This is a genomic window from Oharaeibacter diazotrophicus (assembly GCF_004362745.1).
Taxonomy (GTDB): Bacteria; Pseudomonadota; Alphaproteobacteria; order Rhizobiales; family Pleomorphomonadaceae; genus Oharaeibacter; species Oharaeibacter diazotrophicus.
Genome location: NZ_SNXY01000006.1, coordinates 290,900 through 305,508, shown reverse-complemented (window position 1 = coordinate 305,508; position 14,609 = coordinate 290,900). Strand labels below are relative to the sequence as shown.

Below are 14,609 nucleotides of genomic sequence, written 5' to 3'. Positions count from 1 at the left end.
ACGCTATGCAATCGCGGCTAAGGCACGCTTAAGGAAGGTGGTTAATGCTTTCCGGCACGGCGGATCGGTCAGCCGGCGCGCCGCATCCAGGCCGGCGGCGGGGTCCGGGCGAGCAGCCACGACACCCCGATCGCCATCGCCGTCAGCGCGGCGACGAAGCCGGCGACTCCGGTCCAGCCCCCGGCGGTCCAGAGCAGGCCGCCTGCCGTGCCGGCGAGGCTCGAGCCCGCGTAATAGGCGAGCAGGTAGAGCGAGGACGCCTGCGCCTTGGCGGTCTCGGCCCGGAGGCCGACCCAGCCGGAGGCGACCGAATGGGCGCCGAAGAAGCCGAAGGTGAACAGCGCGACGCCGGCGACGATCGCCGCGAGATCGGCCAGCATCGTCAGGCCGAGGCCGGCGGCCATCACGGCGATCGAGGCCGGCAGCACCCGCCGGCGCGAGAAGCGGTCCGACAGCGTGCCCATCCACGCCGAGGCGACCGTGCCGAAGAGGTAGGTGGTGAAGATCGCCCCGACCGCGCCGTGGCCGAGCCCGTAGGGCGGCGCGAGCAGGCGGAAGCCGAGGTAGTTGTAGAGCGTCACGAAGGCGCCCATCAGCAGGAAGCCTTCGGCGAACAGCAGCACGAGGCCGCGGTCGCCGAGATGGGCGAGCAGCGAGCGGGCGAGCGCCGGCACGTCCGGCCGGCGCGCGACGAAGTGGCGGGCCGGCGGCAGGAACCGCCAGAGCAGCACGGCGGCGACGAGCCCGACCGCGCCGGTCACCCCGAGGGCGACGCGCCAGCCGAAGTGATCGGCGAGGAGGGCGACCAGCAGCCGCCCGCTCATGCCGCCGATGGCGCTGCCGCCGATGTAGAGCCCCATGGCGCGGCCGACCGCGGGCCGGTCGACCTCGTCGACCAGGAAGGCCATGGCGACGGCCGGCAGGCCCGAGAGCGCCAGCCCGGTCGCGGCGCGCAGCGCCAGGAGCACGGACCAGTCGTCCGCGAGGGCGACGGCGAGGGTGAGGATCGCCGACGAGAACAGCGCCGCCAGCATCACCGGCTTGCGGCCGGTGACCTCCGACAGCGAACTCGCCACCAGGAGCGCGACGGCGAGCGTGCCGGTGGAGAGCGACAGTGCGAGGCTGGCGCCGGCGGCGCCGGTGCCGAACTCGTCCGCGAACAGCGGCAGCAACGGCTGCACCGAATAGAGCAGCGCGAAGGTGGCGAAGCCGGCGGCGAACAGGCCGGCGTTGAGGCGCCGGAACGCCGGCGTGCCCGCGGCGATGCGGGCGGCCGGGGGCGCCGGCTCGGCCTCGACCGAGCCCGCGAGCAGCGCGTGCGGCTCCGCGCCCGCGCCCGACTCGCTCCGCTCGCCCTCCCCCGGCATCGGCGCGCCGGTGCTCACTCGATGCCGAGCTTGGCCTTGACGATGTCGTTCACCGTCTGCGGCGCGGCCTTGCCGCCGGTCGCCTTCATCACCTGCCCGACGAACCAGCCGGCCAGCGTCGGCTTGGCCTTGGCCTGGGCGACCTTGTCCGGGTTGGCGGCGATGACGTCGTCGACCGCCTTTTCGATCGCGCCGGTGTCGGTGACCTGCTTCATGCCGCGGGCCTCGACCACCGCGCGCGGGTCGCCGCCCTCGGTGAAGACGATCTCGAACAGGTCCTTGGCGAGCTTGGACGAGATGGTGCCGTCGCGCACGAGGTCGACGATGGCGCCGAGCTGGTCGGCCGAGACCGGGCTCTCCTCGATGCCGAGGCCCTCCTTGTTGAGGCGGCCGAACAGCTCGTTGATCATGAAGTTGGCGGCGGCCTTGCCGTCGCGGCCCTTGGCGACCGCCTCGAAATAGTCGGCCGAGGCGCGCTCCAGCGTCAGCACCATGGCGTCGTAGGGCGTGACGCCGTAGTCGGCGACGAAACGGGCCTTCTTCTCGTCCGGCAGCTCCGGCAGATGGGCGCCGAGTTCGGCGACCCAGGCCGGGTCGAGCTCGAGCGGCAACAGGTCCGGATCGGGGAAGTAGCGGTAGTCGTGCGCCTCCTCCTTGGAGCGCATCGAGCGCGTCTCGCCCTTGCCGGCGTCGTAGAGCCGGGTCTCCTGGTCGACCGTGCCGCCGTCCTCGATCAGCGCGATCTGGCGGCGCGCCTCGTATTCGATCGCCTGACCGGCGAAGCGGATCGAGTTGACGTTCTTGATCTCGCAGCGGGTGCCGAGCGGGCCGCCGGGCTTGCGCACGGAGACGTTGATGTCGGCGCGCAGCGAGCCCTCCTCCATGTTGCCGTCGCAGGTGCCGAGGTAGCGCAGGATGGTCCGGAGCTTGGAGAGATAGGCCTTGGCCTCCTCCGAGGAGCGCAGGTCCGGCTTCGACACGATCTCCATCAGCGCGACGCCCGACCGGTTGAGGTCGACGTGCGACATGGTCGGGTGCTGGTCGTGGATCGACTTGCCGGCGTCCTGCTCGAGGTGCAGCCGCTCGATGCCGACCTCGATCGACGTGCCGCCCTCGAGGTCGACCGTGACGACGCCCTCGCCGACGATCGGCTGCTTGTACTGGCTGATCTGGTAGCCCTGCGGCAGGTCCGGGTAGAAGTAGTTCTTCCGGTCGAACACCGAGTACGTGTTGATCTGCGCCTTGAGGCCGAGGCCGGTGCGGACCGCCTGCGCCACGCATTCGCGGTTGATCACCGGCAGCATGCCCGGCATCGCGGCGTCGACGAGGCTGACGTGGGCGTTGGGCGCGCCGCCGTAGGACGCCGAGGCGCCCGAGAACAGCTTGGAGGCGGAGGTCACCTGCGCGTGCACCTCCATGCCGATCACGATCTCCCAGTCGCCGGTGGCGCCCTTCAGGAACTGCTTCGGATCGGCGATGCGCTGCCCGATGGTCATGGTCTCTCGGCCCCTTGGGGGATGGCCGTCGCGCGCGGGCACCGGCCCCCGGCCGCCCCCGCGCGCGACGCGCGATATGGAACGTGCGTCGATCCCGGGCGATAGCGCGTTTGCCCCCGCGCGGCAAGCCGGCGACCGCACGGCGGACGGGGTGGGTCACCCGGGACGTTCCGGGCGTCGCGGTGATCGCCGGCGATGGTGCGCGGGGCGGACGCGTCCCACCCGAAAGCCGCGCCCCCCGCGGAACCGCCGCGCCCCGGCCGCGTTGACCGCGCGGAACACGACGCCCTCGAAAGTGGGCGGCCGACGCGACCCCGGCAGACCCGCCGCGCCACACCCGCCCGGCGTTGCGGGCGGGAGCGCGGAGCGGACCGACGCCGCCCCCGACCGCGGGCCGCGCCCTCCCCGGCCGCCGGATCGGAGACCGCCGCCGCCGTCCCGCACACGGCGCGGCGGTCTCCCCTTTCCGCCGAACGCGCCCTTCGCCGCCGAAGGGGTTGACCGCCCCTCGACCTTCCTCTAGGCATTCCCGCCAACGGAGTCGTGGCCGAGAGGCTGAAGGCGGCGGTTTGCTAAACCGTTATACGGGCGTAAACCCGTATCGAGGGTTCGAATCCCTCCGACTCCGCCAGCACATATACATTTTATTGACGAATTTCAGATTTCAGATAAACTACTAACGAATTACCGTCGGAGTTCGGGCGGCGCCGATGGGATGATGTGCCACACTTGGCGGATCGCGCGTCAACAATGGCGCAATGATGCGGCCGGTTTGACGGGTATTTCGTCCGCTTTGCGAGTCATCTTTGTTGCAAGAATGCGTGATTTCATTCTTCAAGAGATTCGTCGGTTAGCTACGGCAAATGGCGGGCAAGCACCGGGCCAGAGGTTGTTCGCCAAGGAGACGGCCATTGATGAACATCAATGGCGGGGTCGGCATTGGGCACGATGGGGCGACGCGCTCAAGGAAGCTGGGTTTGAACCGAACGATTGGAACGGCAAGTCAGACGCGAATGCGGTCCTTTCCGGGATAATTGTGGCATGTCGCCACTACGGGCATTTGCCAACCCAATCCGAACTTGAGATTTTACGACGAACCAATCCTTTGGTTCCGCATCCGAATGTCATAAAAAGCAACTTTGGCCGTCGATCCGACATGATCGCGGAACTTGCCAAACACGTAGCGGCCGATCCGGCTCTATCCGACATTTCCGCGATGTTGCCTGAACAGAGCAGCGATGTATTGCGACGGCAAAGTATATCGAAGCCCATTGATGGTTTTGTGTACCTCATCAAATCTGGTGAATTCTACAAGATTGGCCGCAGCGATGATGCGGAACGACGGTTCAAGTCGATCACCATTGCTCTACCCGACAAGGCCGAATTGTTCCACACGATCCGTACCGATGATCCGCCCGGCATTGAAGCCTATTGGCACCGCCGTTTCGCGGATCGCCGGGCGAACGGGGAATGGTTCAAGCTGACTTCGCAGGACATAGCGGCTTTCAAGAAGCGCAAGTTTCAGTGACCTTGAAAGCCTGCTTTCCGCGCGTCGATGCGAAAGAGCCCGACAGCGTGGCGGTTGGCGGGCTAAGAGCGGCGGATCGGGGCGCATACGATCCACCCCCACGGCCAAGACAGGGGTAGTACCAGTACCCGCCCAGGCCGAATTCAGACCAACGGAAGCTTTTCCCAAACCCGTTCAATCTGTACGTCGGAAAATGCGTACAGCGGCAACGCCAGCACGCCGCGCGCGGTCACGTCCAAGCTTCCAAGCCTGGCCGGGTTCAACACCGCTTGAATGCTTATGCCCGTCTTTTGCAGGCCTACGACGGCAACCTTCGGAATTTTTCCTTGTTCTATCTTTCAAACGACATTATAGGCGCGCTCGAAAACCTTGCATTGTACTTGTGGTGGCGTCAGATCAACAGCAACCGACACGGCTTGCGACGTCAAGATCGGCAAGACGCCTTGCGCGAACAAAGCCGAATAGTCGAAGTGTCCAACGTCGTTGTTGTCCACATTGACGACAGTCGCATAGGGGCCCGGAATGATCGGGTCGCCAAACGGCGACACGCTGTCTTTGGAGCTTGCCTTAAGCCAAGCGATAATTGCTGGGTGACCCCTCAATGGCTGTCCCGCAACTTCGGCGTCCCACCGCCCCCCACCAGGAAGTCCAAATCCGCGCCCTTGTCCGCCCCCAGCACGTGATCGACGTACAGCTTCGCCCACCCTCTCGCCGGCGCGGGCGGCGGGGTCCAGTCGGCGCGGCGGCGGGCGAGTTCCTCGTCGGAGACCTCGAGGGTGAGCGCGCGGTTGGGGACGTCGAGGGCGATGACGTCGCCGTCGCGGACGAGGGCGAGCGGGCCGCCGGAGGCGGCTTCGGGGGCGACATGGAGGACGACGGTGCCGTAGGCGGTGCCGCTCATGCGCGCGTCGGAGATGCGCACCATGTCGGTGACGCCCTTGCGCAGCACCTTCGGCGGCAGCGGCATGTTGCCGACCTCGGCCATCCCGGGATAGCCCTTCGGGCCGCAGTTCTGCAGCACCATCACAGAGGTTTCGTCGATGTCGAGCGTCTCGTCGGCGATGCGGGCGCGGAAGTCCTCGATCGAGGCGAACACCACGGCGCGGCCGCGGTGGACGAGCAGATGCGGGCTCGCCGCCGACGGCTTGATCACCGCGCCGTCGGGCGCGAGGTTGCCCTTCAGCACCGCGATGCCCGAATGCGCCTTGAAGGGCTCGTCGTAGGCGTGGATGACGTCGCGGTTCCAGTTGTCGGCGTCGGCGACGTTGTCGCCCATGGTGGTGCCGGCGACGGTGACCGCGGCCTCGGCGAGCAGGCCCTTCTCCTTCAGTTCGCGCAGCACGGCCGGCAGGCCGCCGGCGTAGTAGAAGTCCTCCATCAGGTGGCGGCCCGAGGGCTGGAGGTCGACGAGGCACGACACCTCGCTGCCGAGGCGGTCGAAGTCGGCGAGCTCGAGCGGCACGCCGATCCGGCCGGCGAGCGCGAGCAGGTGGATCACGGCGTTGGTCGAGCCGCCGATGGCGGCATTGGCGCGGATGGCGTTCTCGAAGGCGGCGCGGGTCAGCACCTTCGACATCCGGAGGTCCTCGCGCACCATGTCGACGATGCGCCGGCCGGTGAGTTGGGCGATGGTGTTGCGGCGGGCGTCGACCGCCGGGATCGCGGCGCAGCCCGGCAGGCTCATGCCGAGCGCCTCGACCATGCAGGCCATGGTGGAGGCGGTGCCCATGGTCATGCAGTGGCCCTTGGAGCGGTGCATGCAGGACTCGGTGGCGGTGAATTCCTCGTAGGTCATGCGGCCGGCGCGCACGTCCTCCGACATCGCCCAGATGCCGGTGCCCGAACCGAGCGTGCCGCCCTGGTAGCGGCCGGACAGCATCGGCCCGCCGGAGAGCCCGATCGCCGGGATGTCGCAGGAGGCGGCGCCCATCAGCAGCGACGGCGTGGTCTTGTCGCAGCCCATCAGCAGCACGACGCCGTCGAGCGGGTTGGCGCGGATCGCCTCCTCGACGTCCATGGCGGCGAGGTTGCGGAACAGCATCGCCGTCGGCCGCATCTGGCTCTCGCCGAGCGAGGAGACCGGGAATTCCAGCGGGAAGCCGCCGGCTTCCAGGATGCCGCGGCGCACCCACTCCGCCAATTCGCGGAAGTGGGCGTTGCAGGGCGTCAGTTCCGACCAGGTGTTGCAGATGCCGATGACGGGCTTTCCCTCGAACATGTCGTGAGGATGACCCTGGTTCTTCATCCAGCTGCGGTACATGAAGCCGTTCTTGTCGCGGCGACCGAACCAATCGGCGCTCCGCAGCTTCGGCTTTTCGTCGCTCATCTTGCCGCCTCCCGGCCGGCGCTCCCGTCACCGGCGTTTGACGACGACGCTATCAATGCTAACCTATAACCGTCCAATTCGCTTCCGCGTGTTTGTGATACCTTTTCGGATATACCTGGAGCTTCCATGACCCGGCCTGCCATCTATCCCGACCTCGCCGATCGCACGGTCTTCGTCACCGGGGGCGGCAGCGGCATCGGCGCGGCCCTGACCGAGGCCTTCGTGGCGCAGGGCGCCCGGGTCGGCTTCGTCGACATCGCGGAGGCGGAGAGCCGCGCCCTGGTCGAGCGGCTGGAGGCGGCGCACGGCCGCGCGCCGCTGTTCGTGCCCTGCGACATCCGCGACGTGCCCGCGCTGCAGGCGGCGGTGGCGGCGACCGCCGACGCGTTCGGCGACGTCACCGTCCTCCTCAACAACGCCGCCAACGACCAGCGCCACGCGCCGGAGACGGTGACGCCGGAATACTGGGACGACCGCATGGCGATCAACCAGCGGCCGATGTTCTTCACCGCCCAGGCGGTGCGGCCGATGATGGCGCGCGCCGGCGGCGGCTCGATCGTCAACTTCGGCTCGATCTCGTGGAAGCTCGGCCAGGGCGGCATGCCGGCCTACACCATGGCCAAGGCGTCCGTGCACGGCCTCACCCGCGGCCTCGCCCGCGACTTCGGCCGCGACCGCATCCGCGTCAACACGCTGCTGCCGGGCTGGGTGATGACCGAGCGGCAGCTGAAGCTCTGGGTCACGCCCGAGGCCGAGAAGGAGATCGAGGCGGGACAGTGCATCCCCGACCGGCTGATGCCGCACGACATCGCCGAGATGGCGCTGTTCCTCGCCTCCGACGCCGCGAAGATGTGCACCGCCCAGGAGTTCACCGTCGACGGCGGCTGGAGCTGATACCGAGCTCGCAAAGTTCCGACCTCTGGTCGGAGCTTTGCGAGCGAGGAGCGCCCGACCGGGCGCCGGCCGGATGGCCGAAAGCCCGCAAATTCCCGACGAGTCGGGAATTCGCGGGACTGGTATGAGGGCCCCGAGGGGACCGTCACCCCACCAAGGGCTGTCCCCTGCCCCGCGACGGCGCCACCACTTTACCCTCCCCCTCGTGGGGAGGGTCGACGGCCGAAGGCCGGCGGGGTGGGGTCCGCCTCCACCGCCGCGACGTCTTCCCGACATCGCGCCACACGCCCCACGCCCCTCCCCGGCGCTCCGCGCCGACCCTCTCGCGAGGGGAGGGTCGAAGATGCGGTGACCGCCCTCGCAGCCCGTCCCCGCTCAGAACAGCTGGAAGTCGCCCGCGTCGATGGCGGGGACGCCGACCAGGGTCATGAGTTCGACCTTCGGCTGCGAGCCGGTGCCGTCGACGTCGAAGAAGATCTGGCCGGTGTCGGTGTCGTAGAGGAACACCGACGCGGTCGACGGCGGCACCGGATTGGAACCCTTCACCAGCGCCGAGACCGGCAGCGCGCCGGCCGCGAGCGTGCCGCCGAAGCCCGCGGCGTCGATCGAGACCTTGTCGCCCTCGGCGAGCGAGAAGTCGACCACCGTGTCCGGCCCCTCTCCCGGTGAGAACTGGCGGAAGTAGTCGCCGCCGACGCCGCCCGTCAGCACGTCCTTGCCGGGGCCGCCGACCAGGAAGTCGGAGCCGCCGCGGCCGTCGAGCTTGTCGGCGCCGCCGTAGCCGACCAGGCGGTTGCGGACGGTGCTGCCGTAGAGCACGTCGGCGTAGCCGGTGCCGCCGACGTCCTCGATCGAGACGTAGCTGTCGCCGAGCGCCTCGCCCTTGTTGGCCGACGGCGTCTGCAGATCCACGGTCACGCCGCGGCCGACACCGAGATAGGACACGAGGTCCGTCCCAGTCCCGCCGTCGGCGAGGTCCGTGCCGATGCCGACGTAGAGCTGATCGTCGCCGTCGAGACCGTAGAGCTTGTCGTTGCCGGCACCGCCCTTGAGAATGTTCGAGTATGGATTTCCCGTAAGGACATCGCTAAATTTCGAGCCAGTCAAATGCACGATCTCTCTGTATTCGTCGCCGGCTGCGTCTCCAAGAGTTCCGGTCCGCGTATAGAGGTTCGCGTCAACGCCGGATTTTGCATCCGCAAAGCTGGCCGTATTTGATCCGAGACCTCCGTCGAGTATGTCCGCACCCGGCCCGCCGATCAGGAGATCGTCGCCGCCCTGGCCGACGAGCCAATCGTTGCCGGCGTAACCGTACATCCGGTCGGCATAGTCGGTTCCCATCAGATTGTTGTCGCCACCCGTGCCCTTGATGGTCTTGCCGGTGGTGCGGGTGTCGTAGACGGTGGTCATGATGTTCGTTCCTTCCGCCCAGCTAACGGCGAAGCGCCAATCCGACAGGACGTCGATCGAGGCCGGCGAGGTCGTCGTCCTCGCCGACTCGGTCGCGCTGCTCAGAACACCTGGAAATCGCCCACGTCGATGGCGGGGACGCCGACCAGGGTCATGAGTTCGACCTTCGGCTGCGAGCCGGTGCCGTCGACGTCGAAGAAGATCTGGCCGGTGTCGGTGTCGTAGAGGAACACCGACGCGGTCGACGGCGGCACCGGATTGGAACCCTTCACCAGCGCCGAGACCGGCAGCGCGCCGGCCGCGAGCGTGCCGCCGAAGCCCGCGGCGTCGATCGAGACCTTGTCGCCCTCGGCGAGCGAGAAGTCGACCACCGTGTCCGGCCCCTCTCCCGGTGAGAACTGGCGGAAGTAGTCGCCGCCGACGCCGCCCGTCAGCACGTCCTTGCCGGGGCCGCCGACCAGGAAGTCGGAGCCGCCGCGGCCGTCGAGCTTGTCGGCGCCGCCGTAGCCGACCAGGCGGTTGCGGACGGTGCTGCCGTAGAGCACGTCGGCGTAGCCGGTGCCGCCGACGTCCTCGATCGAGACGTAGCTGTCGCCGAGCGCCTCGCCCTTGTTGGCGGAGGGCGTCTGCAGATCCACCGTGACGCCGCGGCCGACGCCGAGATAGGAGACGAGGTCCGTGCCCGGTCCGCCGTCGGCGAGGTCCGTGCCGATGCCGACGTAGAGCTGGTCATCGCCGTCGAGACCGTAGAGCTTGTCGTTACCGGCTCCGCCCTTGAGAATGTTCGGATCGTAGTATCCGGTCAGCGTGTCGGCGAATTTCGATCCCGTCAGATTCTCTATCGCGATGAGTACATCCCCGGCAGCATCACCTTCGGATCCGACACCGGTGTAGAGACTGGCTACGACGCCCGCCTTCGCATCCGCGTAACTGGCGGTGTCGTTTCCAAGATCACCTTGGACTTGATCGGCTCCGGGACCGCCGATCAGAAGGTCGTTGCCGCCCTTGCCAACGAGCCAATCATTGCCGGCGTAGCCGTACATGCGATCCGGTTCGTCGGTGCCCATCAGATTGTTGTCGCCACCCGTGCCCTTGATGGTCTTGCCGGTGGTCCGGGTGTCGTAGACGGTGGTCATGATGTCCTTTCCTTCCGCCCAGCTCACGACGAAGCGCCAGTCCGACAGGACGTCGATCGAGGCCGGCGAGGTCATTGCGCCTATGCTGCTGATGGGCAATTGATGACCCGTCAATGGTGCGCCGGTGGCATCGAACAGTTCGACGTTCAGTTCCACGTCTACCGGCTTGCCCGTACCGTCATAGGTCACGTTCGACCATGCAGCGGCAAAGGTGGACCCGTCCAGCGCGACGACCGACACGTCCGTGTTGTCGAGCGCATCCGTGGTGATGTTGAACTCCGCCGTCAGAGCAGTGCCCGCATTGTTGAAGATGCGACCGGCGATGTCGTTCCCAGAGTTGACAGCGACGAAGCTTTCCGCACTGGCGTCCGCAACTTGGGTCGCGTTCCCCGTGTTCCACAGGACGATGAAGCGATCCGGTCCAAAACTGGCGATCTTCGGCATCGTCTGGTCGCCGGTCAGTTTCGTATTGACCAGGATCTCAGGGTTCGCATTCAGATCGGCGGGCTTCACGATTCGAAGGTAGATGTCGCGATCGGTCCGGGTCTCGTCGATCGAAGAAAACCCGCTCCAGGCCGCAGCAAACTGTCCATTCTCGAGAGCGGCCACGGCCGGTTCGCCCTGATAGCCCGGGCTTGTGCGGGCCACGGCGAAGGTCGCCCCGAAGAGCGTGGCGTCCGAATCGATGAACTGTCCGAGGACATTCGACGAGTTGCTCTCGAGGGGATCGAACTTGCTCCAGACCGCGAGATTGAGTGTCTTGGCGCTGATAGCCGTGAGATTGGGTCCCGACAATGCAACGCCATGCGGCGCTCCGACGGCATAGTTCGGAACCGCTTCACTGGGAAATCGAATGGTCTTCTCGTTCGGATCGGACGCGATGAACTGAACCTGGACCCAGCTACCCGATGCGCCCTCGGTGGACCACGCGACCAGTGCGCTCAGGCTGGTCTGATCCTTGAACTTCGCAGCGGCCCAATCGATATTCGCCTGTTCATACTTGCTGCCGAATAGATTGGTGTCGGTTCCGACCACGCTCGACGACCAGAAGACCGTGTCCCACGTACAGCCTTTGATTCCGATAAAGTACTGCGGCGTGCGTTCGAGCACGGACAACTCGCCCGACGTCAGGCCAATGGTCTGCACATGCGAAAATGGTCCGGATCCCCTGCCGTCTTTACAGCCGGATAGTTGCTTGTTGTATTCTGTCATTCACCGCCCCCATTCTACCCGTGGTAGTCATCGCCTTCAGCCTCAGATGTGTCAAGGGCAGCCGACGCTCGTTTCACGCGCATGTCACGGCCGCCCGGCGCCGTCGGTGCCCCGCCCACGGGCCCTTCCCGTCCCCCCACCCGACCGGCTATCCATGGGCGCCGGCGGAACGGGCCGCCGGTCGCGAGGGAGGCGACGCGGCGCGTGGCGAGCTTCGACCCCACCGACATCCTCGGCGCCGAGTTCGCCGCCCCGCCGCCGGACGTCGGCGTCGACGAGGCGGCGGCGGTGGCGGCGCGGCTCTACGGCGTTTCGGGCCGCTTGACGCCGCTGACCAGCGAGCGCGACCGCAACTTCCTCCTCGCCGCCGACGACGGCCGCCGACTGGTGCTGAAATTCGCCAATCCGGCCGAGCCGGCCGCCGCTGGCGAACTCCAGACCGCCGTGCTCGCCCACGTCGCCGCCCGCGATCCCGGCCTGCCGGTGCCACGGATCGTGCCGACGCGCGACGGCGCGCCCGACGCGGTGCTGCGCCTCGCCGAGGGCCGCGACAGCCGGGTGCGGCTGCTGACCTATCTCGACGGCACGCCGCTGCACCTGGTGCCGGCCGGCCCGGGCCGGATCGGCGCCGTCGCCGGCTGCCTCGCCCGGCTCGCCGCCGCGCTCGACGGCCTCGTCCACCCCGGCGCCGAGCGCCGGCTGGTCTGGGACGTCGCCGGGGCCGACCGCCTCGTCGGCCTCCTGCCGGCGATCGACGACCCCGAGTTGCGCTCCCTCGCCGCGGCGGTGCTCGACCGCTTCGCCGCGGAGGTGGCGCCGGTGCTGCCGCGGCTGCGCCGGCAGGTCGTCCACAACGACTTCAACCCGCACAACCTCCTGGTCGATCCCGCCGCGCCCGATCGCGTCGCCGGGGTGATCGACTTCGGCGACGCGGTCGCGACCGCCCTCGTCGCCGACGTCGCGGTGGCCGCGTCCTACCACGTCGGCGACGCCGACCCGGTCGAGCGCATCGCCGCCTTCGCGGCGGCCTACCACCGGGTCCGGCCGCTCGCGGCTGACGAACTCGCCGTGCTCGCCGACCTCGTCGCCGCCCGCCTCGTCACCACCGTCGCGGTGACCGCCGTGCGCGCCGCGCGCGAGCCCGGCAACGCCACCTACATCCTGCGCAACGTGCCGGCCGCCCGTGCCGGCCTGACACGCCTCGCCGCCGCCGACCGCGCGGCGGCGCGCGCCCGCATCGCCCGCGCCTGCACCCGGGAGTGACCGCCGTGACCGACGACCTGCCCGCCCGGATGGTCAACGCCTTCGTCCCCGGCCGCGCCGCGCTGACGCCGGCCGAGGAGGCGATGGTGGAGCGGCGCCGCCGCGCACTCGGCCCGGCCTACCGGCTGTTCTACGAGCATCCCGTCCACGTCGTCCGCGGCGAGGGCGTGTTCCTCTACGACGCCGACGGCCGCGCCTATCTCGACGCCTACAACAACGTCGCCTCGCTCGGGCACTGCCACCCGCGCGTGGTCGAGGCGATGGCGCGGCAGGCCGCCGCGGTCTCGACCAACACGCGCTACCTGAACGACCTCGTGCTCGACTACGCCGAGCGCCTGCTCGCGACCTTCCCGGCCGAGATCGGCCACGTCATGTTCACCTGCACCGGCAGCGAGGCCAACGACCTCGCGATCCGGCTCGCGCGCGTCGTCACCGGCGGCACCGGGCTGATCGTGACGGAGAACGCCTATCACGGCGTCACCGCCGCGGCGGCCGAGATCTCGCCCTCGCTCGGGCCCGGCGTCGATCTCGGGCCGCACGTGCGCACCGTCCCGGCGCCCGACGGCTTCCGTGGGGCCGGCGACGTCGGCGCCGCCTTCGCCGCCGCGGTGGAAGCCGCCGCCGCGGACCTCTCGCGCCACGGCATCCGCCCGGCGGCGCTGATCGTCGACACGGTGTTCTCGAGCGACGGCGTCTTCCCCGATCCGCCCGGCTTCCTCGCCGGTGCCGTCGCGGCGATCCGTGCTGCCGGCGGCCTGTTCGTCGCCGACGAGGTGCAGCCGGGCTTCGGCCGGCTCGGCGCGGGCATGTGGGGCTTCGCCCGCCACGGCGTGGTGCCGGACCTCGTCAGCCTCGGCAAGCCGATGGGCAACGGCTACCCGGTCGCCGGGCTCGCGATGCGGCCGGAGCTGGTCGCCGAATTCGGCCGCAAGGCGCGCTATTTCAACACCTTCGGCGGCAACACCGTCGCCGCCGCCACCGCCGCCGCGGTGCTCGACGTCATCGAGGACGAGGGGCTGATCGCCAACGCCCGCGACGTCGGCACCTACTTCACGGACGGCCTCCGCGCCCTCGCCGCCCGCCACGCCGCCCTCGCCGACGTCCGCGGCGCCGGCCTCTTCGTCGGCGTCGAGGTCGTCTCGGACCGCGACGGCCGCACTTCCGACGCCGCCGCGGCCGGCCGGATCGTCAACCGGATGCGCGAGGCCGGCGTGCTGATCAGCGCCACCGGACCGCGCGCCAACGTCCTCAAGATCCGCCCGCCGCTGGTGTTCCGGCGCGCGCACGCCGACCTCTTCCTCGACCGCCTCGACGCGGTCATGGCCGGTCTCGGGACAGGCTGACGCCCCGGCGGGGAACGTTCGCGGGGAGCCCCGGTTTGGTCGGCGACCGGCCAAACCCCGAGAACGGAGATCCGCCATGCACGCCGAAATCATGATCGCCAGCCATCCGCAGGTCCGCGGCGGCGTCGACGTCGCGCTGATCCGGGCCGTCGAGGCCTGCTACGACTGCGCCCAGACCTGCACCGCCTGCGCCGACGCCTGCCTCGGCGAGGACGCCGTCGCCGACCTCGTCCAATGCATCCGCACCGACCTCGACTGCGCCGACGTCTGCGCCGCCACCGGCCGCATCGCCAGCCGGCGCACCGGCTCCGACACGCCGGTCGTCCGCGCCATGCTCGCCGCCTGCGCCGAGGCCTGCGACCTCTGCGCCGACGAATGCGACGCCCACGCCGGCATGCACGAGCACTGCCGCATCTGCCGCGACGCCTGCCGCACCTGCGCGGAGGCCTGCCGCGCGGCGGCGGAGGGCATGGCGCCGCGCGTGGTGATCTGAGGGAGAGAGCGCCGGCGCCGAGAAGGCACGTGAGGACGGTCTGGCAAGATGTTCGTCTGAAGGGTGAATTCGCCCGCGAACTGCCGAATCGATTCAACGATCCGACAGATCGATTCAACGACCTCGCGCATCCGCTCCGCG

General features: G+C 68.9%; 10 protein-coding genes and 1 tRNA gene. 6 read left to right on the top strand and 5 right to left on the bottom strand.

All coding sequences use genetic code 11. The features are described from left to right. Positions 1–68: 68 nt before the first annotated feature. Both EDD54_RS01570 and gatB read right to left on the bottom strand, forming a co-directional pair. Positions 69–1,385: an MFS transporter gene (locus EDD54_RS01570; protein WP_245515611.1), complete on the bottom strand. Its 1,317-nt coding sequence runs from the start codon at positions 1,383–1,385 to the stop codon at positions 69–71. Then, positions 1,382–2,863 (bottom strand): Asp-tRNA(Asn)/Glu-tRNA(Gln) amidotransferase subunit GatB, encoded by a 1,482-nt coding sequence (gene gatB / locus EDD54_RS01565; protein ID WP_126537221.1) that lies wholly within the window; start codon positions 2,861–2,863, stop codon positions 1,382–1,384. The genes EDD54_RS01570 and gatB overlap by 4 nt, the downstream gene beginning before the upstream one ends. A 537-nt stretch (positions 2,864–3,400) precedes the next feature. On the opposite strand from gatB, the gene EDD54_RS01560 reads away from it, so the two are divergent. Both EDD54_RS01560 and EDD54_RS01555 read left to right on the top strand, forming a co-directional pair. Then, positions 3,401–3,494, top strand: a tRNA-Ser gene (locus EDD54_RS01560). 87 nt (positions 3,495–3,581) lie between these two features. Further along, complete coding sequence (locus EDD54_RS01555) at positions 3,582–4,391, top strand: GIY-YIG nuclease family protein (protein WP_245515610.1); 810 nt, start codon at positions 3,582–3,584, stop codon at positions 4,389–4,391. 598 nt (positions 4,392–4,989) lie between these two features. Here the strand turns inward: EDD54_RS01555 and EDD54_RS01550 are convergent. Then, on the bottom strand, positions 4,990–6,717 hold the full coding sequence (locus tag EDD54_RS01550; RefSeq protein WP_126537223.1) for an IlvD/Edd family dehydratase: 1,728 nt from the start codon (positions 6,715–6,717) through the stop codon (positions 4,990–4,992). A 126-nt stretch (positions 6,718–6,843) separates the two neighbouring features. On the opposite strand from EDD54_RS01550, the gene EDD54_RS01545 reads away from it, so the two are divergent. Continuing rightward, on the top strand, positions 6,844–7,611 hold the full coding sequence (locus tag EDD54_RS01545) for an SDR family NAD(P)-dependent oxidoreductase (RefSeq protein ID WP_126537225.1): 768 nt from the start codon (positions 6,844–6,846) through the stop codon (positions 7,609–7,611). Between the two features lie 375 nt (positions 7,612–7,986). Here EDD54_RS01545 and EDD54_RS01540 read toward each other — a convergent pair whose 3' ends face one another. Together EDD54_RS01540 and EDD54_RS01535 are read right to left on the bottom strand one after the other, a co-directional pair. After that, positions 7,987–9,021, bottom strand: a complete 1,035-nt coding sequence (locus tag EDD54_RS01540) for a calcium-binding protein (protein ID WP_126537227.1) — start codon at positions 9,019–9,021, stop codon at positions 7,987–7,989. Positions 9,022–9,122: 101 nt separating this feature from the next. After that, a complete protein-coding gene (locus EDD54_RS01535) occupies positions 9,123–11,369 on the bottom strand; it encodes a calcium-binding protein (protein WP_126537229.1) in 2,247 nt (748 codons plus the stop codon). Between the two features lie 204 nt (positions 11,370–11,573). Between EDD54_RS01535 and EDD54_RS01530 the strand changes: the two genes are divergently transcribed. From EDD54_RS01530 to EDD54_RS01520, 3 genes are all read left to right on the top strand, one after another. Continuing rightward, entirely contained in the window at positions 11,574–12,632 is a 1,059-nt protein-coding gene (locus tag EDD54_RS01530) for a phosphotransferase (protein WP_166653421.1), read from the top strand. 29 nt (positions 12,633–12,661) lie between these two features. Further along, on the top strand, positions 12,662–13,975 hold the full coding sequence (locus tag EDD54_RS01525) for an aspartate aminotransferase family protein (RefSeq protein WP_126541744.1): 1,314 nt from the start codon (positions 12,662–12,664) through the stop codon (positions 13,973–13,975). Between the two features lie 76 nt (positions 13,976–14,051). Next, the gene (locus EDD54_RS01520) at positions 14,052–14,468 is read left to right on the top strand and encodes a four-helix bundle copper-binding protein (RefSeq protein ID WP_126537233.1); all 417 of its coding nucleotides are present in this window, start codon (positions 14,052–14,054) and stop codon (positions 14,466–14,468) included. Positions 14,469–14,609: the final 141 nt, after the last annotated feature.

Excerpts from the sequence above, each read along its gene's own strand:
- gatB (WP_126537221.1), bottom strand. The coding sequence starts at position 2,863 with ATGACCATCGGGCAGCGCATCGCCGATCCGAAGCAGTTCCTGAAGGGC.
- EDD54_RS01555 (WP_245515610.1), top strand. The coding sequence starts at position 3,582 with ATGTGCCACACTTGGCGGATCGCGCGTCAACAATGGCGCAATGATGCG.
- EDD54_RS01550 (WP_126537223.1), bottom strand. The coding sequence starts at position 6,717 with ATGAGCGACGAAAAGCCGAAGCTGCGGAGCGCCGATTGGTTCGGTCGC.
- EDD54_RS01545 (WP_126537225.1), top strand. The coding sequence starts at position 6,844 with ATGACCCGGCCTGCCATCTATCCCGACCTCGCCGATCGCACGGTCTTC.
- EDD54_RS01540 (WP_126537227.1), bottom strand. The coding sequence starts at position 9,021 with ATGACCACCGTCTACGACACCCGCACCACCGGCAAGACCATCAAGGGC.
- EDD54_RS01535 (WP_126537229.1), bottom strand. The coding sequence starts at position 11,369 with ATGACAGAATACAACAAGCAACTATCCGGCTGTAAAGACGGCAGGGGA.
- EDD54_RS01525 (WP_126541744.1), top strand. The coding sequence starts at position 12,662 with ATGGTCAACGCCTTCGTCCCCGGCCGCGCCGCGCTGACGCCGGCCGAG.
- EDD54_RS01520 (WP_126537233.1), top strand. The coding sequence starts at position 14,052 with ATGCACGCCGAAATCATGATCGCCAGCCATCCGCAGGTCCGCGGCGGC.